The organism is Clostridium sp. AM27-31LB (assembly GCF_003480745.1).
GTDB classification, from domain to species: Bacteria; Bacillota; Clostridia; order Lachnospirales; family Lachnospiraceae; genus Butyribacter; species Butyribacter intestini.
The window spans coordinates 24,850-49,807 of the sequence record NZ_QUJS01000002.1 but is presented as its reverse complement, the minus strand read 5'-3'; the positions used below and the strand labels follow the sequence as shown (position 1 = coordinate 49,807).

At 37.5% G+C, this 24,958-nt stretch carries 19 protein-coding genes and 3 tRNA genes; 1 reads left to right on the top strand and 21 read right to left on the bottom strand.

Annotated features, from left to right (window positions below; translation table 11 throughout):
• The 16 genes from DW721_RS03815 to DW721_RS03740 all read right to left on the bottom strand — a co-directional run bounded on the left by DW721_RS03815 (position 1) and on the right by DW721_RS03740 (position 14,961).
• On the bottom strand, positions 1-876 hold the full coding sequence (locus tag DW721_RS03815) for a DegV family protein (RefSeq protein WP_055942248.1): 876 nt from the start codon (positions 874-876) through the stop codon (positions 1-3).
• A gap of 464 nt (positions 877-1,340) precedes the next feature.
• On the bottom strand, positions 1,341-1,625 hold the full coding sequence (locus DW721_RS03810) for a DUF2325 domain-containing protein (RefSeq protein ID WP_022015288.1): 285 nt from the start codon (positions 1,623-1,625) through the stop codon (positions 1,341-1,343).
• Between the two features lie 328 nt (positions 1,626-1,953).
• Positions 1,954-3,696 carry a proline--tRNA ligase gene (locus DW721_RS03805; RefSeq protein ID WP_022015289.1) on the bottom strand — a complete coding sequence of 581 codons (1,743 nt, stop codon included), beginning with the start codon at positions 3,694-3,696 and terminating at the stop codon, positions 1,954-1,956.
• Between the two features lie 205 nt (positions 3,697-3,901).
• Positions 3,902-3,973: transfer RNA gene (locus DW721_RS03800), tRNA-Glu, on the bottom strand.
• Positions 3,974-4,049: 76 nt separating this feature from the next.
• A tRNA-Glu gene (locus tag DW721_RS03795) sits at positions 4,050-4,121 on the bottom strand.
• 73 nt (positions 4,122-4,194) lie between these two features.
• Positions 4,195-4,266 (bottom strand) — tRNA-Glu (locus tag DW721_RS03790).
• A 261-nt stretch (positions 4,267-4,527) separates the two neighbouring features.
• Complete coding sequence (locus DW721_RS03785) at positions 4,528-4,818, bottom strand: late competence development ComFB family protein (protein ID WP_022015290.1); 291 nt, start codon at positions 4,816-4,818, stop codon at positions 4,528-4,530.
• A 103-nt stretch (positions 4,819-4,921) separates the two neighbouring features.
• A complete protein-coding gene (locus DW721_RS03780) occupies positions 4,922-5,653 on the bottom strand; it encodes an N-acetylmuramoyl-L-alanine amidase (protein ID WP_118744876.1) in 732 nt (243 codons plus the stop codon).
• Between the two features lie 137 nt (positions 5,654-5,790).
• On the bottom strand, positions 5,791-6,474 hold the full coding sequence (gene lepB / locus DW721_RS03775) for a signal peptidase I (protein ID WP_118744875.1): 684 nt from the start codon (positions 6,472-6,474) through the stop codon (positions 5,791-5,793).
• A gap of 13 nt (positions 6,475-6,487) precedes the next feature.
• Positions 6,488-6,826: a DNA-directed RNA polymerase subunit omega gene (gene rpoZ / locus DW721_RS03770; protein ID WP_118744874.1), complete on the bottom strand. Its 339-nt coding sequence runs from the start codon at positions 6,824-6,826 to the stop codon at positions 6,488-6,490.
• A 31-nt stretch (positions 6,827-6,857) separates the two neighbouring features.
• Complete coding sequence (gene gmk / locus DW721_RS03765; protein ID WP_118744873.1) at positions 6,858-7,478, bottom strand: guanylate kinase; 621 nt, start codon at positions 7,476-7,478, stop codon at positions 6,858-6,860.
• Positions 7,475-7,732 carry a DUF370 domain-containing protein gene (locus DW721_RS03760; RefSeq protein WP_022015295.1) on the bottom strand — a complete coding sequence of 86 codons (258 nt, stop codon included), beginning with the start codon at positions 7,730-7,732 and terminating at the stop codon, positions 7,475-7,477. The genes gmk and DW721_RS03760 overlap by 4 nt, the downstream gene beginning before the upstream one ends.
• Before the next feature lie 15 nt (positions 7,733-7,747).
• Positions 7,748-8,644: a YicC/YloC family endoribonuclease gene (locus DW721_RS03755; RefSeq protein ID WP_022015296.1), complete on the bottom strand. Its 897-nt coding sequence runs from the start codon at positions 8,642-8,644 to the stop codon at positions 7,748-7,750.
• Between the two features lie 183 nt (positions 8,645-8,827).
• Positions 8,828-10,261, bottom strand: a complete 1,434-nt coding sequence (locus DW721_RS03750) for an AI-2E family transporter (protein ID WP_182436195.1) — start codon at positions 10,259-10,261, stop codon at positions 8,828-8,830.
• 499 nt (positions 10,262-10,760) lie between these two features.
• The gene (locus DW721_RS03745) at positions 10,761-12,869 is read right to left on the bottom strand and encodes a glutamine synthetase III (RefSeq protein WP_118744871.1); all 2,109 of its coding nucleotides are present in this window, start codon (positions 12,867-12,869) and stop codon (positions 10,761-10,763) included.
• A 508-nt stretch (positions 12,870-13,377) separates the two neighbouring features.
• On the bottom strand, positions 13,378-14,961 hold the full coding sequence (locus tag DW721_RS03740; RefSeq protein ID WP_147355378.1) for a glycoside hydrolase family 43 protein: 1,584 nt from the start codon (positions 14,959-14,961) through the stop codon (positions 13,378-13,380).
• 572 nt (positions 14,962-15,533) lie between these two features.
• On the opposite strand from DW721_RS03740, the gene arcC reads away from it, so the two are divergent.
• On the top strand, positions 15,534-16,469 hold the full coding sequence (gene arcC, locus DW721_RS03735; RefSeq protein ID WP_118744869.1) for a carbamate kinase: 936 nt from the start codon (positions 15,534-15,536) through the stop codon (positions 16,467-16,469).
• Positions 16,470-16,557: 88 nt separating this feature from the next.
• Here arcC and alaS read toward each other — a convergent pair whose 3' ends face one another.
• From alaS to spoIVA, 5 genes are all read right to left on the bottom strand, one after another.
• Positions 16,558-19,209 carry an alanine--tRNA ligase gene (alaS, locus tag DW721_RS03730; RefSeq protein WP_182436194.1) on the bottom strand — a complete coding sequence of 884 codons (2,652 nt, stop codon included), beginning with the start codon at positions 19,207-19,209 and terminating at the stop codon, positions 16,558-16,560.
• 325 nt (positions 19,210-19,534) lie between these two features.
• Complete coding sequence (locus DW721_RS03725; RefSeq protein ID WP_118744867.1) at positions 19,535-21,445, bottom strand: hypothetical protein; 1,911 nt, start codon at positions 21,443-21,445, stop codon at positions 19,535-19,537.
• Positions 21,420-22,319, bottom strand: a complete 900-nt coding sequence (locus DW721_RS03720; RefSeq protein ID WP_055942281.1) for an ABC transporter ATP-binding protein — start codon at positions 22,317-22,319, stop codon at positions 21,420-21,422. The genes DW721_RS03725 and DW721_RS03720 overlap by 26 nt, the downstream gene beginning before the upstream one ends.
• Before the next feature lie 207 nt (positions 22,320-22,526).
• Positions 22,527-22,889 (bottom strand): GntR family transcriptional regulator, encoded by a 363-nt coding sequence (locus DW721_RS03715; protein ID WP_055942284.1) that lies wholly within the window; start codon positions 22,887-22,889, stop codon positions 22,527-22,529.
• Positions 22,890-23,427: 538 nt separating this feature from the next.
• A complete protein-coding gene (gene spoIVA, locus DW721_RS03710) occupies positions 23,428-24,915 on the bottom strand; it encodes a stage IV sporulation protein A (protein WP_118744866.1) in 1,488 nt (495 codons plus the stop codon).
• Positions 24,916-24,958: the final 43 nt, after the last annotated feature.

Genomic DNA, 24,958 nt, shown 5'->3' with positions numbered 1-24,958 from the left:
TTACTTGTGCTCTCCATAAAAGAATAATGCCACCGTACCGGGTCCTGAATGTGATGCTATAACCGGATCTAACATCCTGATCACAACTTCTCCGATATTGAAATTTTCTCTGACTTTCTTTGCAACATACTCTGCATCTTCAATGCAGTCTCCATGACTTATATATACCGACTGACCGTCAGGTACTATAATACTGCTTTTCATATGCTTCACAAGTGCATCAAGAGATTTTTTTCTGCCTCTGGCATTTTCCATAGGAATTAGATGTCCATTATCATCAACATGCAAAACCGGCTTTATACTTAATGCTGTACCTACAACGGCGGTCGTGGCAGATATCCTGCCACCCCGCTTCAGGAAAAATAAATCATCAACAGTAAACCAATGGCATATATTGTTTCTGTGTGCTATTATCCAGTCTGCATTTTCAGAAATCGACATACCCTTTTCTTTATTGTCAATAACATATTTTACCAGAAGCCCTTCGCCGAGTGCCGCCGCCAGTGAATCGACTGCATAAAGCTTTCTATCAGGATATTTCTGCGATAATGAGTTCGTGACAAGTGATACTGCCTGAAAAGTTCCGCTAAGTCCCGAAGAAAATCCCACATAAAGATAATCCTTTCCCTGCTTTACTATTTCCTCAAGCATATCCATGGCATCACCGACCGTAACCAAAGATGTGGTTATTTCTTTTTTCTGACGCATCATGCTGTAAAAATGTGCCAAATCAGTCTTTTGACCTTTAATGTATCCTTTGTATTCCTCTCCGTCTACATAATAATTTAACGACAGAATCTCAAGTCCATACTTTTCAATCATATCTTCCGGCAGATTTGCGGTCGAATCCGTAACTATCACATAGTCATTTGACATTTCACTACCTCCATATCCCACTGCTATATATATTATACTGCATATATATGTTACATACGCAAATCACTTAATATATAAAGCATAATTTTTGTTTACCGTTCACACTTACAGTGCTATCAGTTCCCCTTTTGTTACTATGTCAATGAAATAAAATTACTGTCCATAAATCTACAGACAGTAACTTATAAACAACTATATTAAGTATAATGTAATTTCACCTGATTGGCAAGTATATGTTTTTATAAAATATTATATTCAGGTAACAGTTCAGCCATAAAAAATAATTGACAATACTTGAGCTTGCTCATTGTATTGTTGATTATCTTTTTATGGTAGAATAGCCTTTCATTTATTATATGAGGTAAACATAAGCTGCTTAGCAGCGACTGACAGTTTGCTGGCAGGTTTATGAATGTAATAAATGGAAGGCTGAACTGTTACATATTTAGTAACACTCCATTCTCTTACGCATTGCACGCATTTGTAAGTATCTCATTTAATGCCGTTCCACTGCTTGTATGACATCTTACTATATCTGCATTGCATTTTTCGGCTTCAGTTATCGCACACTTCACCATCTTGTGAGATACCGTATTTGTGAACAATATGAGAAGATCAGGACTTCCTATCTGCTCACTGAGTCTTGCCGACATCTGGGTAAAAACTTTTGCCTTGCAATTATGCTCCTTACATATCTTCTTGTATCTACAGACCATGCGGTCATGTCCTCCTACTATAACTACACTCATGTTAATCCTCATTTCTGCACACATTTTTTGGCATACCAGGTTTGTGTCAAGTGTGCACAGACACAAATCTTGTGTGTGAAAAATCGGATTTTCCACGCTAAAATTCTGCATATATGGATTTTTCACACTATTATCATGCTTCTATGTTTTTGTCATATGATGCAATATCATTTCATTTTTTGCACCCCTCACTTAGGTTAGTTTATTCTAACTATTTTACATCATATAGTACAAAAATATAAAAGTCAACAAAGAAAATGACAGTATTTATCAATAATATTGTTATTGATAAATACTGTCATTAATTTCATCTGTTTATCGTCTTTAATTATTTATATGGCTCAACTTTAGCATTTATATCTGCAAACATCTTTTCTTTAAGTCCCTTTATATACTCAAATGCTTCATCAACCGGAATCATTTCTTTAACTGACTTATCTCTCGTTGTTACCTCTACACATGACTCCTTGAGATTTCTAGGACTTACTACAACTCTTATCGGTGCACCGAGAAGATCTGCATCTGAGAACATTGCACCCGGACGAACATCCCTGTCATCATAAAGTGTCTCAACTGAGGCTGACTGTAAATCCTTATAAAGCTTGTCTGCAACTTCTTTTGTCTGCTCGTCATCAACACGAAGGCAGCATACTTCAACTTCCCACGGTGCAATAGATATAGGCCAAATAGGACCATATTCATCATGCTTTGCCTCACATACTGATGCGGCAAGTCTTCCAACTCCGATACCGTAGCATCCCATGATAGGATTTTTTGTCTCACCATTCTCATCGGTGTATGTCATATTCATTGATTTTGTATATTTTGTGCCAAGCTGGAAGATGTTTCCTACCTCAATACCACGCTTTATGCTTATTGAGTGTTTTTTACAACATGGACATATTCCTCCCTCTTTTATCTTGGCAATATCAACATACTCAACCTTTCCAAGATCTCTTTCAAGATTAAGTCCTTTATAATGGCATCCCTCTTTATTTGCTCCGGCAACCATGCCCTCAACACCTTTAAGCGAAGAATCAATATATACCGTAACATCTTTTGATATATTATAAGGTCCAATATATCCTGCAACAAGCGGATCATCTGCCGTTATCAGTGCAACATGGATTGGTTCTCCGACAATGTTGCGGAGTTTTGTCTCATTAACTTCATAATCACCACGGACAAACGCTACAACAAATGTATCATCCGAATTTCTCTGATATACAACTGCCTTACATGAAGTCTCCACTGAACTGTGAAGATACTTGCAAACATCCTCGATAGTCTTGCAGTCAGGTGTCTCAATGCACTCTAACTCTGAAACTTCTCCAATCTTTTCATCCGGCATTATATTCTCTGCTGCTTCCATGTTGGCTCTGTAATCGCACTCAGTACAAGTAACGATTGAGTCCTCTCCTACCGGAGTAAGGAGCATATACTCATGTGACACATTTCCTCCCATCATACCTGAATCAGATGCAACAGTCACAACTTCAGGAACACCAACTCTCTGGAATATTCTGTTGTATGCCTGATAACATACATCATAATACTTTTCAAGGTCTTCCTGTGATGTATGGAACGAATAGGCATCTTTCATTGTAAATTCACGAACACGAATCATTCCCGCTCTCGGTCTTGCCTCATCCCTGAACTTACGCTGGAACTGATATATCATAAAAGGATAATTGTTGTATGACTGTCCATACTCACGGACAAGCTGAACTGATGCTTCCTCATGTGTCATACCAAGAACAAGTTTAGAGCCGTTTCTATCCTTAAGTCTTACAAGCTCATTTCCTACACTTTCATACCTTCCTGACTCCTCCCAGAGTTCAGCAGGCATAACAACCGGAAACAAAACTTCCTGACCGTCTATCATGTTCATTTCTTCACGAATGATATTTTCAATCTTTGCAGTCACTCTCCTAAGAGTAGGGAACTCAGAATAAATTCCGTTTCCTACATATTTCATGTAGCCGCCCCTTACCATAAGTGCGTGACTGTCAATGACACAATCAGCAGGTTTTTCTTTAAATCTCAATCCAACTAATTTTGATACTTTCATTTGTTTTCCCTCCATTTAATATCATTACCATATAGGAAAGCCGTAACAGCGTTACTATTTACACTTAAAGAATAATCAGCTATACAACAGATTATAATAATTTCATAGCAGCAATAATGCAGTTCTTTCCTGTTTTATAAACAAAAAACCTGTAAGCCATAAATGACCTACAAGTTCTTTCGGGTTGGGCTGATTTTCATCAGAGCAGTCTGTAGGGGAATCGAACCCCTGTTTTCGCCGTGAGAGGGCGACGTCTTAGCCGCTTGACCAACAGACCATATATTTACTTTTATCAAACATTAACATAAATCAAACCGTCATTTGATACTTTACAGCCGGCATATACACCGAAGCAGTCTGTAGGGGAATCGAACCCCTGTTTTCGCCGTGAGAGGGCGACGTCTTAGCCGCTTGACCAACAGACCATATATTTACTTTTGTCAAATATTAACATATCAAACCGTCATTTGATACTTTATGACCGACATTACATCGGAGCAGTCTGTAGGGGAATCGAACCCCTGTTTTCGCCGTGAGAGGGCGACGTCTTAGCCGCTTGACCAACAGACCATATTTACTTTTATCATTTACCGGCGATGACCTTTTAATCTTCCCCGTCGTGCCGACAAGCAATACTATACATCATTTAATTACAAAATGCAAGCATTTTTTTCAATTTTTTCTGTTTTTTTTCAAGCCCCTCATTAATTATATATTTTTATTACCGCCAACAACATATATTTTCACCATGATAACACAGGACAGGACTACAGTCTGCCCTGTAATACTACCAGTGACATAACCATACTCCGTCCTGAAATGTATATAATATTATCTAGTATATATAGACTCTTCTCTAGGATGATTTGGATTTTTCTCCACTTTTTTTACAGCTTGATAAACACAGGATGTTATCTCTGCATCTGATTGTGTCGTAGATGCATTAAACCTGTGAATAAGTTTTCCCTGAAGTGAGTGAACATATCTGGGTGGAAGTCTGTTAAGTGCATATGCTGCTATATCTAATTTACATTTTTGACATTTGCATCCGTCTGTTGTTTCCCATAACTTATCAATCTTCTTTAATACAGTTTCCTCCATCATGTTGACTAAACCTTCCATCTTTCTCCTCCATTCATACCAACACCTTAAATAATTCATACGATTATAGTCAGGCGGTTATTCACAATCCGCTCTGCTGCTTACTTATAACACTAATATTGTATTATTTAAAGTATGCGTCGATTCCATCTGCAATTCCTTTTGCCATCTTTGTCTGAAAGTTTGACTTCTGCATCTTTCTGTCCTCTGACGGATTACTCAAAAATCCCATTTCAATAAGAGAAACCGGTATCTTGCTCCAGTTTGTTCCTGTAAGGTCATCTCTTGCAACCAAACCTCTGTTGCGTATCTTTGTTTTTTTACAATAAGACTTGAGCAGACATGAAGATAATTTTTTGGATTTTGCACTAAGCTTTGAAACATATCTGTTTGCTTTTGACGGATATAACCCACTCGCACCAGTAACAGCTCTTGAGTTTGAACTATCTGCATGTATTCTTATGTAAATATCTGCACCACTCTTATTTGCAAGCTGTGCACGCTTTTTATTACTAATATTTACATTATTCTTTGTTCTAATCATATAAACCTTGTAACCTCTGGCTTTAAGCTCTTTCTGAAGCTTTTTTGAAACGGCAAGCGTCAGTTTATACTCAGGAACATGTGATGCAACTCCCGTTGCTCCTCCTGCCACTTTTGCTTTTCTTGTACTTGAACCCGGTCCTACCGGCTCCGTTGCGAAGTTGCCTCTTGCCTGATGTCCTGCATCAATGGCAATCTTAATATCCTTTTTTTCTTTTGCTGTGACATTTTTAGTTGTTTTTAAAGTTTTCTGCCCTAATATCATTGATGTGATGAGTGCAAGACATACTACCTTTTTCAACTGTCTTTTCATGTTATTTTATCCCCCTTTTATATATTATGTTCTCTCAGTATCTTCTGAACGAAGAATTTTGAAAGTACATTATTTGCAAAACAAGGACAGATAAATATCTGCCCTTGTTTAAATCTAATACTTTATCTTTTATTGCATTACTTAAATGTACCAAACTCAGACAATGGCGAAATTCTCAAAATCGCTCTTCCGGCAATATTCTTTTTCTTGACCGGTCCAACATCCGGATATCTGCTGTCATCGCTTATCTCTCTGTTGTCTCCAAGCACAAAAAATTCATCTTTTGCCAGTTTTAACGGTTCTTCTGCAATCCCTGATTCTGTCATCGGATCCTTGCCATAATTTTCTTTAATGGCCTTTCCGTTTATATAAATGGTATTACCTTTTATCTGTATAGTTTCTCCCGGAAGACCTATGACCCTCTTGATGTAATAATCATTGCTCTCTCGTCCATGAGGATAGAACACTATTACATCAAATCTCTTTGGTTCAGAAAAACGGTATGTAACCTTTTCTACCAAAAGATTATCGCCATCCTTAAGTGTATTCATCATTGATGTTCCATCAACTATCGTTCTTTGAAGAACATACTTTGGAACAACACATACACACATCACAATTATAGCCGCATATAAAAGAAGCTCAATAACTGCATTGCTGACTTTCTTTTTCTTTGGCACTTCATCACTTTCCGGATTTTCTATGGGTTCACCATATGAATCAACATTTCTTTCTTCTGTTGCTGTTTCTTCTTCAGCCTTTTGTTCATCAGAAGTTTTTAGTGATTCTTTCCTGTCTTCGTTTTTGTATTCATTATCCATTTTAAAACCTCTGCTACTCTTCTTCCTCTTCCTCTTCCTCTTCTTCAAATGAGAATGTCATCTCATTCATAGCTTTTTTTTCTTCTTCCTCAGCAAGCTTTTTTGCCTCTGCCTCTGCTGCTTCTTCTTCACTCAAAATTCTAATTTTTGAATTGTATAATTCGTCTACCGCAATTGAGAGCGGTTTTGGACACCTTATGCCAATAAGTGGATCTGCTCCCGCAATAAGCTGGCGTGCCCTCTTTGCACTTGCAAGAACGATTGAATAACGGCTGTTTACTACCGGAGCTTCACCTGTTTCTACCTCACTATTTATAACTTTCATAAGATCTGTATAAGATGGATGTAACATAACTATTCCTTCCTTTCATATTTATTTGAATTTATTTATATTTCTTTAAATCCTCAGTTATCATATTGATGAGTTCCTGCTGATTTTCTTTTGCATTATGTATAGACTGAAGCAGTCTGTGTATCTCGTCAACACATTCATCAAGATCATCATTCACAACGATATAGTCATACTGATTCATATATGGACACTCATCAACTGCTCTTGACATTCGCTTTTCTATCTGCTCTGCTGTTTCTGTCCCTCTGCCGACAAGTCTTTTCTTCAACTCATCTGCTGATGGCGGTGTGATAAATATCAACGCTGTCTCAGGAAATTTTTCTTTAACTTTTAATGCTCCTTGCATTTCAATCTCAAGTATCACATCAAAGCCCTCATCAAGCTTCTTAAAAACATAATCCTTAGGTGTTCCATAATAATTGCCTACATACTCAGCATACTCTATAAGCTGATCATTTGCAATCATCTTTTCAAATTCATCTTTTGTCCTAAAAAAATAATTTTGTCCGTCAACTTCACCTGTTCTTGGCTTGCGTGTCGTTGCTGAAATCGAAACAGCATAACTTTCTTTTTCTAACAGTCTGTTTACTACAGTTCCTTTGCCTGCCCCGGAAAATCCCGAAATTATTGCAAGAATGCCTTTTTTACTCATTGGCTCTGCTCCTCTCTGTTCTGATTTTCGTTCACACGGTTTTCTATTGTATCCGGCAGAAGTGCAGACAGAACAATATGCCCACTGTCCATTATAAGAATACATTTGGTTTTGCGGCCACAAGTGGCATCTATAGCCATATTGCTGTCTTTTGCTACCTGTATCATCCTTTTTATCGGTGCTGCTTCTGTCCTTACAATACTGACAACCTTATCCATGTTTACGATATTACCATATCCTACATTTATAAGCATGAAACCACCTCATATCTATTCAATATTCTGTATCTGCTCACGTATTTTTTCTATTTCTGTCTTTAAATCTATAGCGTCCGCAGAAAGTTTCATATCATTTGCTTTTGAAAGTATAGTATTTGCTTCCCTGTTCATCTCCTGTGCAAGAAAGTCAAGCTTTCTTCCTATCGACTCATCTTTTGATAAAGTATCTCTCATATTTTTTATATGACTATGAAGTCTTACCGTTTCCTCATCCACACATACCTTATCAGCAAAAACAGTAAGTTCTGTGGCAAGGATTGTATCATCTATCTGTTTATCTCCAAGCAGTTCTTCTACTTTTGTCATAATCTTCTGCCTGTACTCAGCAAGAATTTCAGGAGATCTTTCCTCTATCTTTTTGACGAGTTTCAAAATATAATCAAGCTTTGAAAGAATGTCCGTTTTTAAATGTTCTCCTTCTCTCTCCCTTGACTCCCTGAACATTTTGCAAGCTTCCTCAAAAGTTTCCTTTAAATCATTTTGAAGTGATTCATCCTCAACCTCTTTAGTCTCTAAAGAAATAACTTCAGGAAGTTTCAAAAAATCCGTTGCTGCTGGATATTTAAGTGAAGCACCGGGAAATTTTGTACTGTACAGTTCTTCCGCTTTTTCAATCGCTTCCATATATCCGCCCGCAATATTATCGTGATACCTCACCTCAACATTTTTTTCTGAGTAATCCTCATATGAAATATATGCATCTATCTTTCCTCTTGCCGCATATCCTTTAAGAATACCTCTAAGTTCATTCTCGTAAGCATTAAACTTTTTAGGTAATTTAATATTCAGATCACAATATCTGTGATTTACCGATTTTATTTCTATCAAAATCTTATAATCATCAGTAACCGTTTCATGTCTGCCATATCCGGTCATACTTTTTATCATAATATTCCCCGTTCCTATTTAATAGTTTCTGAAACATCTTCTATTTCTGTTTTAGCATAAAAACCATGCCAAATTATAATACAACTAAATAATTGTATATTAAAATCTGCATTTCGTCAAGTTCGATATAAATAACTCTTCTATTATTTCGTAACAGTTCAGCCTTTCATTTGTTACATTATTTCACATTTTTTTCTTTTTATTGTCTGATTGCATATCTGTGGTCTTTTTTGCCATTTTCCTGATTATGTCCGACAATATTTTTTGTTTGTTTTTACTATCTTCTTTGTTTTTATTCTTTTTCTTTCCCATAAGCTCTGATGGAGAATATGTTATATATTCATAACCATCTTTTCTGTCCTCGATACTTTTAAGGTCTATATATGTCTGCGTATCAGTTGACAGCTTTCTTCTCTTAAGGCAGTAATTAACAAAATCCTTGATAATCGTATATATAACAGCAAACAACGGACAACCAATGAGCATTCCGGCTATGCCCCAGAACCCTCCGAAGAACAGTATCGAAAAAAGCACCCAGAATGCTGACAGACCTGTTGAATCACCGAGTATCGCTGGTCCGATGATATTTCCGTCAACCTGCTGAAGTATTGCGACAAGTATAATAAAATATAATGCCTGCACCGGACTTACAAGAAGTATCAGCATAGCACTAGGTATAGCTCCAATATATGGTCCGAACACCGGTATGATATTGGTAACACCTACTATCACACTTACAAGCAGAGCATATGGCAGACTAAAAATCGTCATAAGGACAAAACATATAATACCAATAATAGCGGAATCAACTATTTTTCCTAAGATAAAACCGCTGAACATATCATTTGATATGCGGACATAATGAATAAGTGTATCTGCGGTCTTTTTTTTGCACACACCATATATTATCTTTTTAGCCTGTGCTATAAATACTCTCTTGCCATTTAATATATAAATAGCAACTATCATTCCTATAAAAAGATTGTATAATACATTCAGAAAGCTTATAACACCGTTTGCAAACTGCTTTGCATATAAATTCAAATTTGGAAGGAGCACACTTTTAAGCCAAGGAAATAAATCATGGTTCATGATGCTATCCATGTATTTTGTAAAATTTAAAGCCGTATCCTGCATCCTTGATGCAAGATATTTATTACTCTGTATCTTCTCTGTTAAATAATTGTAATAATCATTTGCCTGTGATGGAACTGTTTCAACAAGTGAGATAACAGTTGTGATAAGTTGTGGAATCACCAGCCAGCAGAGTATCGCAATTATTAGCACCCCGGTAAGAAGTGCAAACAATATCGTAAGACTTTCAATAACACTGACCGTTTTTGCCGATGGCTTTTTTCCTTTCTTCTCATAACCCTTTAACAGAAGACGGTAATACATCTTTGTGAGTGGGTTTAACAGATATGCTATGATAGCACCATATATAACCGGCTTTACTATGCCGAATATATATGTGATTCCCGAAAAAATATCATCAAGATTTATAATAAGCAGATAAACTACGGCTGCCGATATAAGCACCAGAAAAAGACCAAACCATTTTCCGAATGCTTCTTTTATTGTTATTCTTCCGTTTTCTTCATTATCATTCTGAGACACGATATTCCTCCTGATACTTTGATAAAACTGCCCAACTGACATCATAAGACAGTCATTATCAATATTTACATTTTCATAATTCGTTTAATTCATTTTATTTTAACACAATATTACGCCTTCATTCAAGTATTATTCACAACGGAAGTCTTTTTTACGTAACAGTTCAGCCATAAAAAAGATAAGTCAATAATACACGAGCTTGCTCGATGTATTATTGGCTTGTTTTTTTGGGCAGAATAGCCTTTCATTTATGAAATGAAGTAAACACAAGCTGCATAGCAGCGACTGACAGCTTGCTGGCAGGTTTACGAATGTAATAAATGAGAGGCTGAACTGTTACTTTACGGCAGAATAGCCTTAATCAGTGAAAGAATAAATCAAATGCCAAGCCGCTATTGTTATGACACAAAAGCGACCATCCTGTAAAGAATGGCCGCTTAAGTCTTTAATATATATTTGGGAAAATATTAATATGAAAGCAAAATTTAGTTGTTACTTATTATACTTCAAATAATAAATCACCATATGATGGTACAGGCCAAAATTCCTGATCTACTATCATCTCTAACTCATCAATTGGTGCACGAAGTTCTTCCATTGCAACAAATACAGTATTCTTAAAGAATAATGCCTGCTCCTGTCCCTCTTCTTTTTCTGCTGCCTCAGCAGTAACTTTTTCAAGATTTGCAAGAGCTTTCTGTGCTTTAGCAAGAAGTGAAGAACACTTTGTAAGAAGCTCAGTCTGTACTGACACATCTGCCGCTGCACAAGCTGCAGTCACCGTGTTTACTGAATCTGCAAGACTTGTTACATATGAGATAACAGCCGGAATAAACTGTTTTCCAGCCATATCTATCATTGTCTTTGCCTCGATGTTTATTGTCTTTGAGTAATTCTCATAATTAATCTCAGCTCTTGATTCAAGCTCAGCTTTTGAAAGTACATTCTGTCTCTCAAAGAGTTCAACTGTCTTGTCTGTCACAAGATAAGGAACAGCTTCTACCATAGATTTAACATTTGGAAGTCCGCGTTTCTCGGCTTCTGCAACCCACTCATCAGAATATCCGTCACCGTTAAAGATAACTCTCTGGTGCTCTGTAATAGCTTTCTTGATAACCTCTTTTACTGCTTTATTGAAATCATCAGCCTTTTCAAGTTCATCTGCAAACTGCTGTAATGTATCAGCAACGATAGTGTTAAGTACAAAATTTGCACCTGCGATAGACATTGATGAACCTAACATTCTGAACTCAAATTTATTTCCTGTAAATGCAAATGGTGATGTACGGTTTCTGTCTGTTGCATCTTTCTTAAGTACAGGAAGTACATGAACACCTGTATCAAGCTTGCTGCCCTGAATTGAAGATGAAACATCACCTCTTACAATCTGCTCAACAACATCTTCAAGCTGCTCACCGAGGAAAATAGAAATAATTGCAGGAGGTGCCTCATTTGCACCGAGTCTGTGATCATTTCCGGGATTTGAAGCCGAAAGTCTGAGAAGTTCTGCATTCTCATCTACTGCCTTGATGATAGATGCAAGGAAGAGAAGGAATATCTTATTCTCATGTGGTTTCTTGCCAGGGTCAAGAAGATTTACTCCTGTATCTGTAACAATTGACCAGTTGTTATGTTTACCTGAACCGTTTACTCCTGCAAATGGTTTCTCATGGAGCAGACACTCAAGGTTATGTCTCTTTGCAACTTTTTTCATAATCTCCATTACAAGCTGGTTATGGTCTGTTGAGATATTTGCCGTTGTGAAGATAGGTGCCATCTCGTGCTGAGCCGGAGCAACCTCGTTATGCTGTGTCTTAGAAAGGATTCCAAGTTTCCAAAGTTCTATGTTAAGGTCTTTCATAAATGAAGCGATACGCTCTTTGATAGCACCAAAGTAATGGTCATCAAGTTCCTGTCCCTTAGGAGCAGATGCACCAAATAATGTACGTCCTGTAAAAATAAGGTCTTTACGCTGTAAATATTTATCTCTGTCAACAAGGAAATACTCCTGCTCAGGTCCTACCGAGCAGGAAACCTTTTTTACATCATCCATACCAAACAACTTTACGATACGAACTGCCTGTTTGCTGATAGCTTCCATTGAGCGAAGAAGCGGTGTCTTTTTATCAAGTGCCTCACCTGTGTACGAACAAAATGCTGTCGGAATACAAAGTGTTACACCTGCTGCATCCTCCTGAAGGAATGCAGGTGATGTACAATCCCAAGCTGTATATCCTCTGGCTTCAAATGTTGCACGAAGACCACCTGATGGGAATGAAGAAGCATCCGGCTCCCCTTTAATAAGCTCCTTTCCCGAAAATTCAAGAACAGGTTTGCTCTCTGATGCAGGACTGAGGAATGAGTCATGCTTCTCAGCGGTAACACCTGTCATAGGCTGGAACCAATGTGTATAATGTGTAGCACCATGCTCAAGTGCCCACTCTTTCATCGCATGAGCAACGACATTCGCAATCTCAATATCAAGATCTGCTCCACTCTCAAGCGTTTTCTTCCAAGATTTATATACATCTTTTGGAAGTTTAGCCTGCATTACTTCATCATTAAATACATCTTTCCCAAAAACCTGTTCGATAACATTATTTTCCATTTCGTTACCTTCCTTTCATATTAATATTTTAATATTCATATAACAGTCAAAAGGTTTTTCCTTAAAACTATTTTTATATGATGTCTGGAACAAAAATCATTTTGACCCTTGCATCATTATATAAAGCGTCCGGAATAATTATGTCATTCCTATGCTGTCACCCGGACACCATATAAGTTGCTGTACAGCTTATGTCATTCATTCTAGTAAAAAAGGCGCACTCAATTATTTTAATTGAGAACGCCCTTGTTCTGTACTTCTTTATCAACTGTTTTGAAGTATATCACACTAACTTTGATTTGAAAAGACTTTTATTGCATATTTTTACTTTTTTGACATATTGCATATTCCATTTTCAAAAACGCAGTAAACTTTTGTAATAATCCTACAATTTTTGACATTTATCTGCTAAACAGTATCTCTCAAATATATTATCGCTCCTTCTACCTACTGTACAGCAGGCATCGGCTTATTTAGTTTAAAGTTTCCAAAGATAAATACCTAAATTCTATACACCTATATAATCAAACATATCGAACCGCACCGCATTCCTACAGTCTTTTCCATCACCGCTTGCATACAGTGCAATATAATTTCCCGTAAATCTTCCTCCGACTTCCGTTGTGAGATAATCAGCTTCACCCTCTCCTGCTTCGAGCCACTCTCCATTCTCCTTATAGCTAAAGCAGTAAATATTTTCTCCATTTTCACCCTTTAACGCTTCAAGTCTCATGTAAATGCTGTCATCGGCGAGTATTGATATTCTGTCCTCTCTGATAAGCGAACCTATCCTTCTTCTGAACATAAGCCATCTTTCTCCATCAAGTACAGATGTAAAAAGTTCATAGTGATGTTTGTTGTTCATATATATTGTAAAGCCTGCTTCACTGCCATCCTCCATATTGGCAAAATCAATATGTGTTTCTGCCATAAACTCGTGATGCTTTTGCCGGTAACCAACCCATGCAATCTCACCACTTGAGATTATCGGCTCTTTTGTTCCGTATAATAAAAGACCTTTTGTCTTATCCAATGCCGCATATTTAGATGTCGTGTTATAGATAAAATTCCAATCTTTTTTCAATGCATCACCATCAAATTCATCATGAAAATGTTTTCCCTCATCAGTCTGAGATTTCTGCATTACTCCTTCATGCAGTTTTCTGTCAGATGATATTCTCTCATCGAGCAGACCATTTCTTCCTATAACAGGCCAATCCTTATCATCCCACTCTACAGGCACAAGAAATGTTTCTCTCCCAAGATTATGTTTAAACGGATATGTGATAGGACGGTTTGCAAGACACACTCCCCACCAATCACCATATTGGTCACAGACTATATCCATATGACCCGTTCCTTTTATTGGAAGTGATGTAGACCTATTACTAAAAACCGGATTTCTCGGACACGACTCATATTCTCCCCATATATTTCTGCTTCTTGCTACTGTTATCATATGGCAAAATTCCGTACCGCCCTCCGATATAAGCAGATAATACCAGCCATTTATCTTATAAAGATGCGGTCCTTCAGGGTCATTCCCGCCTGTACCATACCATATAAATTTTTTCTCGGAAACCGTTTTGCATGAAATATCAACAACTTTTCCATTTTCATCATACTTATATGAAAATTCAAGTTCGCTCATAAAAATCCCATTATCAAATGCACCCGTATAATATACCTTTCCGTCATCGTCAAAGAAAAGTGAAGAGTCTATTCCCGGTAAATCGATAAAAACCGGGTCCGACCATTCACCGTACGGATCATCAGTCCATACGATAAAATTTCCCTCGTCCTTACTGCCATATGTAACATTTGTTGAGATAACATAAAAAATACCGTCATGGTATCTTATTGTCGGTGCATATATGCCAACGCAGTTTTGCACTCCCTGTCTCAATGCAAGTTGTCCGGGTCTTGATATACAGTGACCTGTCTGCTCCCAGTTTATCAAATCTTTGCTGTGGAATACCGGAATCCCCGGAAAATACTCAAATGAACTGTTCACAAGATAGAAATCATCACCCACTCTGCATATACTTGGGTCAGGATAAAACCCTGAAATTATCGGATTTACATACTCCATATCTTTTTCCTCACTTCCTTTAAGATATACTCCCGGCACTTTCTCAAAACAAAAAATTCCGAGAGCACATTAAGCTTTTATATTTATTTACAAATAAAGCAGCTGTGACACACACCTGCAAACACCTATAATCCTATTGACGGTGCTTTATGTGTCAAGCAGATATTAGTAATCCTCTCTGCTGCCTGCTCGTAGCATAACAAAATAAATTTTCTCACATTTTTAATATTTATACAACATATACTTTCAGCCACATATTACATTATACTTTCAGCTATATGCTTTGATATACTCCCCACTGTATATCAAAGCATTTTAGTTTCTCTGTATATTCAAATTGCAATTTCTATATATACTGTATCATACTTTTTACATGACACATTCTGCCTTATATATTATCGTTCACATCTGTAATTCGACATCAGCGATTACTTGCTTGAATTTATTTTTCCGTCATGGTAAAATCATATAGTATAATATTGATTTGTGTTATGATCAAATAGTAGAGCGGATTGTGAACATCCACTTGAATAATAAAAAATATTAAAAATAAATACAAGATTGGAGACTTTATTATGGGAAAAAAAATTGTTGTAGCACTCGGACACAGTGCACTTGGAAAAACATTTCCGGAACAGAAAGAAGCAGTTAAAAACGCTGCATCAGCTATAGCTGATCTTGTGGAAGCAAAATATGATATAGTCATTACTCACAGCAACGGTACCCAGGTCGGTATGATACATTCTGCAATGAGAGAGTACAGCCGTCTTGAGCCTACAAACACTGTCGCTCCTATGTCTATATGCAGTGCCATGAGTCAGGGGTACATAGGTTATGACCTCCAGAATGAAATAAGAACAGAACTTTTAAACAGAGGCATCTACAAGCCGGTGTCTACAATTATCACACAGGTAAGAGTTGATCCTTTTGACACTGCTTTTTCATATCCTACTAAAGAAATCGGAAGATACATGACAGCAGAGGAGGCTAAAGCAGAGGAAGAAAAAGGAAACCATGTCGTAGAAATAGAGGGCAAAGGTTTCAGGCGAATCATTGCCGCTCCACGCCCAATGGAGATTTATGAGATAGATGCCATAAAAACACTTGTCGATGCCGGTCAGATAGTTATCGCAGCAGGCGGCGGCGGTATTCCTGTTTTACAGCAGGGAACAAGACTTAAAGGTGCAAGTGCCGTTATAGAAAAGGATGTTACAAGTGCCTGTCTCGCCGAAGAACTCGGTGCAGAAGTTCTTCTTCTTCTCACCGGAGTTGAAAAAGTTTCCCTCAACTTTGGCACAGACAAAGAACAGGCTCTCGACACAATGTCAGTAGATGATGCGACAAAATATATCGCTGACAAGCAGTTCAACGAGGGCGGAATGCTTCCAAAAGTTGAAGCCGCTGTTTCATTTGCGTCTTCATCAAAAGAACACAAAGCAATCATCACAAGTATTGATACGGCTCTTGAGGGAATCTCAGGCAAGACAGGTACTGTTATCACCTGCTAAGATCATACAGCATATAAACAAAAACACCATATATTCATTTTTCCTATGAATATATGGTGTTTTATTTTTCATTTTTATTATTTTTATTTTATAACTGACTCTCTACAACCTCATATACTTTTTCGATTGCTGCCGGTATTCCATCAGGATTTTTTCCACCTGCCTGAGCCATGTTCGGACGACCGCCGCCGCCACCTCCGACGAGTGCTGCGATTCCCTTGATAAGATTTCCGGCATGTGCCCCTTTCTTAACTGCATCATCTGTTGCCATAGCAAGGAGTGTGACTTTTCCGTCAACTGCCGATGCAAGGACTACCACACCGCTTCCAATCTTTTCTTTCATCTGATCACCGAGATTCCTAAGACCGTTCATGTCTACATCAGGTACAGCCATTGCAAGGACTTTAATGCCCTTTACTTCTTTTATCTGACTGTCAACATCACCTACTGCATCATTTGCGAGCTTTGCTTTGAGTTTTTCATTCTCGCTCGAAAGTTCCTTTATCTCATCGTGCATTGCATTTATTTTATTCACGAGTTTTGACGGCTCTGCCTTTGCTGCCTTTGCTACCTCGTTAAGCTGTTTTTCAATTTCAGCATAATATTTCATAAGTCCGTCACCGGTAAGTGCTTCAATACGGCGTGTTCCTGCCGCAACACCACTCTCAGACACAATCTTAAAGTATCCGATAACTCCTGTATTTGCAACATGAGTACCACCACAAAGCTCTGTGCTGAAATCACCCATCTTTACAACACGGACTTTCTCACCGTATTTCTCTCCAAAGAGTGCCATCGCACCTGTCTTTTTAGCTTCATCAAGCGACATAACTTCCGTAACTACAGGAAGATTTGCTGCTACCTGCTCATTTACGATAGCTTCAACTTTCTCTATCTCCTCAGGAGTCATAGCTGAGAAATGTGTAAAGTCAAATCTGAGTCTGTTTGCATCATTGTATGAACCTGCCTGCTCTACATGAGAACCTAAAACCTTACGAAGTGCTTCCTGTAAAAGATGTGTAGCACTGTGGTTTTTGCAGGTTGCCGCACGATTTACGGCATCAACTTTAAGTGTAACGGTATCTCCATCTTTAAACATTCCCTTAACTACTTCACCTATATGGGCTACTTTTCCACCGAGAAGTTTAACTGTATCTTTTACCTTAAATTCACTGTCAGCACATACGATAGTTCCTATATCAGCCTGCTGACCACCCATTGTTGCATAAAATGGTGTCTTGTCAACAATGATAGTTCCTTTCTGACCGTCTGTTAAAGCTGCGACTACATCGCTATCCGTTGTAAGCGCAATAACTTTTGCGTCAGCTTCAAGTCTGTCATATCCAATAAACTCTGTTGTAAGTGCCGGATCAAGCTGCTGGTAAACAGTTTCCTCTGCTCCCATATAGTTTGTTGTCTTTCTTGCACTGCGGGCTTTCTGCTTCTGTTCTTCCATAGCAGCCTCAAACCCTTTTTCATCAACCGTATATCCTTTTTCTTCGAGAATTTCAGTTGTGAGATCTACAGGGAATCCGTAAGTGTCATACAATTTAAATGCATCTTCGCCTGCAAGCTCTTTCTTTCCTGACTTTGCCAGTTTCTCCTGCATCTGATTAAGAATATTTAATCCCTGGTCTATAGTCTTATCAAATTTGTTTTCTTCCTGCGAAAGAACATTTAATATAAATTCTTTCTTTTCCTCAAGTTCAGGATAACCGTCTTTCGACTCATTTATAACAGTCTTTGCAAGCTCTGCCATGAACTGCTTATTTATACCAAGCATACGACCGTGGCGAACCGCTCTTCTTATAAGACGACGGAGGACATAACCTCGTCCCTCATTTGACGGCATGATTCCATCCGAAACCATAAATGTCGATGAACGGATATGGTCTGTAATAAGTCTTATTGAAACATCTTGTGCTTCATCTTTCTGGTATGTCGTTCCTGCCATCTCACATATTTTATCTCTGATAGCTTTCATAGTATCTACATCAAATACAGAATCAACATCCTGTACTACAACAGCAAGACGCTCAAGTCCCATACCTGTATCTATGTTCTTATTTTCAAGTTCTTCATATCCACCATGTCCGTCACCATTAAACTGTGTAAATACATTGTTCCATACTTCCATGAAACGGTCACAGTCACAACCTACCTTACAATCAGGTTTTCCACAGCCATATTTCTCTCCTCTGTCATAATAAATCTCTGAACATGGACCACAAGGACCTGCACCATGCTCCCAGAAGTTGTCACACTCGCCGTTTTCATCACGGTAAAAGCGTGTAATCCTATCCCCCGGAACACCTATCTCTTTTGTCCAGATAGCATATGCCTCATCGTCCTCGCCATAGATTGACGGATAAAGTCTGTCAGGCTCCATCCCTATAACTTTTGTCAAAAACTCCCATGACCATGCGATAGCTTCATGCTTGAAGTAATCACCGAAAGAGAAATTTCCGAGCATTTCAAAAAATGTAAGGTGGCGTGCCGTCTTTCCTACATTTTCAATATCACCCGTGCGGACACATTTCTGGCAAGTTGTAACTCGTCTTCTCGGCGGTATCTCCTGACCTGTGAAATATGGCTTAAGTGGTGCCATACCTGCATTTATAAGTAATAAACTGTTATCATTGTGTGGAACGAGAGAAAAGCTTTTCATTGCAAGATGACCTTTGCTCTCGAAGAACTCTAAGTACATTCTACGAAGTTCATTAACACCGTATTTTTTCATGATTATATTCCTCCAGCTAAAATTGGGACATTTACCATCCCTCTATTTCCATAACCTATGCCAGTCTGCATGAGTCACTAAGCGGATATTCTCAATCCACACCACTGCCTGCTCATAACACTATTAGCTGCTATCGCATATAGCGTCAGAATCTTTTGCAAAACCCATATCTGTTTGCAGACCGACCATAAAAGGTTGAAGTCTAATAAATAATTATAAGTTATGAAATTTAGTCTGTCAATAAATCATTGGTTTTATATTTTATATTTTTTACTGCCTGTTCTTTATAACTGCATTTAATCCAGACAATCATGCGGATTTTTTATTATTCATAATATTGTTCTTTTGAGTCTAATAACTTAAGCTTGCCGTCATTCGTCAGTTCTTCTATTACTCTCCGTGTGTGTTTTGCTTTAAAACTTATATTTAACATCTTTTTTTCCGTAAATTGATTTTTATTATTTACATAAAAACTTTTTCTTTCATAAGCCCCCATTTTATATTTGTCTGCCATCTTCTCATTTACATATGTCCTAAAGTTCAGCCTCTTGTCATCAGACTCCCCCTGATATGACAAATCTAATATATTTATATTTCCTTCTTCAATGTCTTTTAAGACGGCTTCATATATTTTCTCTCTTGCTTCTTCTGTTGAAGCATATGTTGTACTTTCAGAATTTCCATCACAATCCTGCACCTCTACATTTTGTAATTTATAGTCTCCGTCTTTATATGCCTTTGAAAAAACCGCCTCATATTTTTGCTTACTTCTGTTTGCACACTGGACTATCTTATCAGATATTGTCCCCTGACCTGTCGGAAGTTCATACGAAAATTCTCTCTTAGTTCCATTTTTTAATCTGTAACAAAAGCTGACACCGCTAGTTGAATCTCCATTTGGCTTTAATCGTTTTTCTTCTATTTCTTTATTCAATTTAATAAACTTACTTATATCATCTTTATCCGTATATAAAATATTATTTTCTGATGTAATTTCAAGTTCACTGATATTATTTAATTTTGGAATTTTTATGCCAATAACACCTGTCACCTCCAAAACCAGAAACATTAACATTCCTCCGACAACAATCAGGAAATTTTTTCTGCTGAAACTTTTCCAGATAAAAAATGTCCTTTTTAACATCATCTCACTGACAAAATAACATATTATCACGCATATCATCATCAGCATGACAATATCCATAAGTCTTTCAATATCATATGCACCCTCTCCGTTCATTGTATCCGCAACACCCTGCTGAAAATATATGGTCCAGCTTATAAGTGCAAAAAACATTCCTCCTGCTATCGCAAATACCGTCCTGTAAACCGGTTTTCCCCAACTAAATGCTATCATATCACCTACTGTTTCAGATTTGCGATATTTATATAACAAAAGAGCGACAATAAAAATGATTATAGCTGCTGCAAATGCACATACAAACGGCAATATTTCTGACCATCTTATTATCTCCGATTTTAAAGAAGTGCTGTCTGACCATCTTTTCACACCAGTCCATTTAAAACCTGTTTTTCTATATAAAAAAACTATTGGACTAAGCCATGCATATCTTCCAGTCAGGATGTTTTCCATATCAACAGTTCTACCTGCATATGAAAACATCTGGTTTACCGACATGAACATCATATAAAATCCTATATAAAGTACATTTAATACACAATAAATAGATATTGACATCATACTATTTCCACTTACCATCACTACCATACAAGCAATGCCATAAAACAGCAGTATCATTGCAAACACTTCAAATGCCAAAAGCAGCATACTTATCGTAAGTCCGGCACAATACATCTTTCCAACTATAATATATCCGGCAAATCCTATCACATACGGTATCAGCAGCATAACAACACCTGCAATATAATGTGATATAAATAATGTTTCCCTTTTGACCGGCAATGAATGTATCATATACATTTCTCTTGAATTGAAAGTATATTGAAATACTACTACTGCTACTACTATTGCCATTACAAATATAAATATCGGATTTGCCAATACTGCGGTAAATGATATCAGAGATTCTTTTATATCACTTCTTGCATTTAATGTATTGCCCGTATATTCCCGTATTATTCCATTTACACTGCTCATAAGAGGCATTATAAAGATTAGCAGAGATATAACTATCTCAACCGCCCACAATGACCAGAATTGTGTCATATCTTTTTTAAACACAGCCTTATTAAAATAAGATATCTTTGACTTCATAATTTTCTCCTCCTAACTCATAAATAAATATTTCCTCAAGCGTAAGCGGCAAAAGATCCATAAGTATTGGATTTAAACCCATAAGCTTATCTTCCACTGTTTCGGAGTCTCCTTTTACAATAAGTGTATGAACCTTACCCATAACTGAATGATTTACTACATTTACATATTTTCCAAAATCAGGAACTTCATCTGCAAACGCTATCTGAATCTTTGATACACTTCCCTGAAGTTCAGCGAGTGAACGCTCTATTATAACTTTTCCCTTATTCATAATCCCCACATAATCGCATACATCCTCAAGTTCCCTGAGGTTATGTGAAGACACAAGCACCGTCACTCCGTACTTAGTCACCTCATTTAAGAGAATGTTCCATATCTGTTTTCTCATAACCGGGTCAAGTCCGTCAACCGGCTCATCAAGCACAAGTATTTCCGGTCTCATGCTGACCGCAAGTAAAAATGCCGACTGTTTCTGCATACCTTTGGACATTCTCCTGACACGCATCTTTCTGTCAAGTGCCGGAAATCCTCCACAAAGTTTTTCATATAAATCCCTGTCAAAATTTTTATAAATTCCCGCATAATATTTCATCATGTCATCAAGACTTGCCTGTTTAAAATAAAATATGTCATCTGGAATATATGCTATTTTCTCTTTTATGACAGAATTTTCAAAAACATTTTCACCTGCCACATTTATACTTCCGCTGTCAGGTTCAAACACACCCGTTATGTGTCTGATAAGTGTAGATTTTCCGGCACCGTTTGGTCCTACAAGCCCATATACCGAACCTTTTCTGACATGAAACGACGCATTATCCAGAGCTTTAAACCCCTCAAAACTTTTACATACATCTTTTCCAACTATCATATTTACCTCATTTCCGTGCTGTTTTTTGCACTACATATTATGCACACATTTCTGTTATGCAATTTTGCTGCCATACATCCCGCCTGCTGCATCTTAACTATCATCACCAAATGACAAACAAAACTATCAAATCATTTTCAAATCCTGTTGCACCCTATCTGTTAATGTTAATATCGCAAAATAATTTATAGATAAATCTAATGATTTTTAAATCTTCCACGCTTTGTCTATAACAGCAATCACCTCGTCTTTTTGTATCCCCATAAATTTAAGTTCCTCCGAAGCATCTGCGATTTCTTTTAAAAGCTCCTTTTTCCTCGCTGTGTTTTCTTCCGGAACACCCGCCACAAAACAACCCTTTCCTTTCACTGTATATACATAACCTTCTGCTTCCAGCTCCCTATACGCTCTCTGTATCGTGTTTGGGTTGATAGTAAGCGATGTTGCCAGTTCCCTGACTGACGGCAGCTTTTCATTATTCTGCATAATCCCTTGCACGATAAGTTTTCTTATCCCATCTTTAATCTGTTCATAAATTGGTCTTGAATCACGGTAATTTATCTGAATCACTTTCTCTCACCTCCCGTCATATACGCTTCTAACGCTTATTTGCAGCCTATGTTCATCCCGCAAAACATTTGCCTGCTGCCATAGCCCCAATCCTTCCTGATAACAAAGTCTCCCACAACCGTATTATCATTATCAACTGTATTAACATTCTTAATACAGTTGATATATTAAAACAGGTTGACACATTTGTCAACCTGTTTTTGGAAAATTGCATTTTTATATGTAACAGTTCAGCCATAAAAAATAATTGACAATACTTGAGCTTGCTCATTGTATTGTTGATTATCTTTTTATGGTAGAATAGCCTTTCATTTCTAAAATCAAATAAACCATACCTGCTTAGCTGCCACTGACAGCTTGCTGGCAGGTTTATGAATTGAGGAAATAAAAGGCTGAACTGTTATTTTTATATAACAACGAATGCTCAGCTCGAAAACTCCGTTTTCTCGCTGGTCGTTTCACTCATATAATTTTCCAGAAAATCAATTTCCTGCAAGCAGGCATTGCTTTTCTTTGGAAAATTGCATTCGTTGTTATGTCATATGATAATGCATACAAGTCCGCCGTTGCTGTCATTTATTACTTTTTGTATCGTATCCTGAAGTTTTACCTGACTTTCGTCAGTCAGCTTATTTACTTTCGATTCTATTCCCTCCTCAACAAGCTGTCGTACTGTCTTTCCAAATATGTTGGTATCCCATATGCCTGACTGTCCGTCCTCTGAAACTATATTCTCTCCGCCTGCGATATATCTGACAAGATCCTCCGCCTGCTCCTTTGTTCCGACTATCGGTGCTATCTCCGTTTCAATATCAGCCTGTATTAAGTGGATTGACGGACTTGTTGCTCTTAATTTTACACCAAATTTATTTCCATGATGTATAAGTTCCGGTTCGTCTATCTTTATATCTTCTACTGATGGAGTTATTACTCCGTAACCTTTCCTTTTTACCTCGGCAAGCGAATCACTTATCTTTTCTATCTCCTGTCCTTTTTTTGCAAATTCCTTTAATATATGTATAAGTTCATACTCTCCCTTAATATCCATACCGACAAGTTCACTCAATATCTGATAATATTTTTCCTCATCAAATTTAACCGAGATACTTACATTTCCGTTTGTCATATCAACACTGTTTATGTCAAACTGTCTGATATATTCACTGTCTGATAGCATATTTTCCTTATTTATGTCACCTATGCAGCTTACTTTTGCAAGAATATCCCTTACCTTTGCCACAAGTTCCTGTTTGAGCCAATGACTTGTTTTAAGCATCTCAACCCATTTTGGCAGATAAAACGAAACCTGACTTACAGGAAATGAATCAAGAATTTTTTTCATTATCCTGCTTACATCCTCACGGCTAAGCTGCATACAGTTAAGTGCTACAGGAGTTACTCCGGTTCTTTCTTTTATCTCATTTATCACATCTTTCGCCTTTTCGCCAAAAGGATTTGCCGAATTTACTATTACTATAAATGGTTTTCCTATGCTTTTTAATTCAGAAATAGTTTTATCTTCTGCGGCTTTATAGCTTTGTCTTGAAATATCTCCAAAACTACCGTCGGTTGTTATAACTATTCCTATCGTTGAATGGTCATGTATCACTTTTTTCGTCCCATACTCAGCCGCCTTTGCAAAAGGCATCGGCTCCTCCGACCACGGAGTCATCACCATTCGCTCACGCTCGCCCTCCATAAGTCCTCCTGCATCTTCCACGATATAGCCGACGCAGTCAACCATCCTGACTTTTATATCATTTCCCTCAAAAAGGTTTATCTTTACTGCTTCTTTAGGAATAAACTTCGGCTCAGTAGTCATTATAGTCTTTCCCTCTGCCGACTGAGGAAGTTCATCCATTGCACGCTTTCTGTCATTTTCATCCCTGATGCCCGGAAGTACAAACATTTCCATAAACTTCTTTATAAATGTTGACTTTCCTGTTCTGACCGGACCGCAGACTCCAAGATAAAACTCGCCGTTCGTACGCTTTGAAATATCATTATATACACTATATTCTTCCATATATACCGCTCCCATATATATTTTTTATGACTGTTATGCAGGT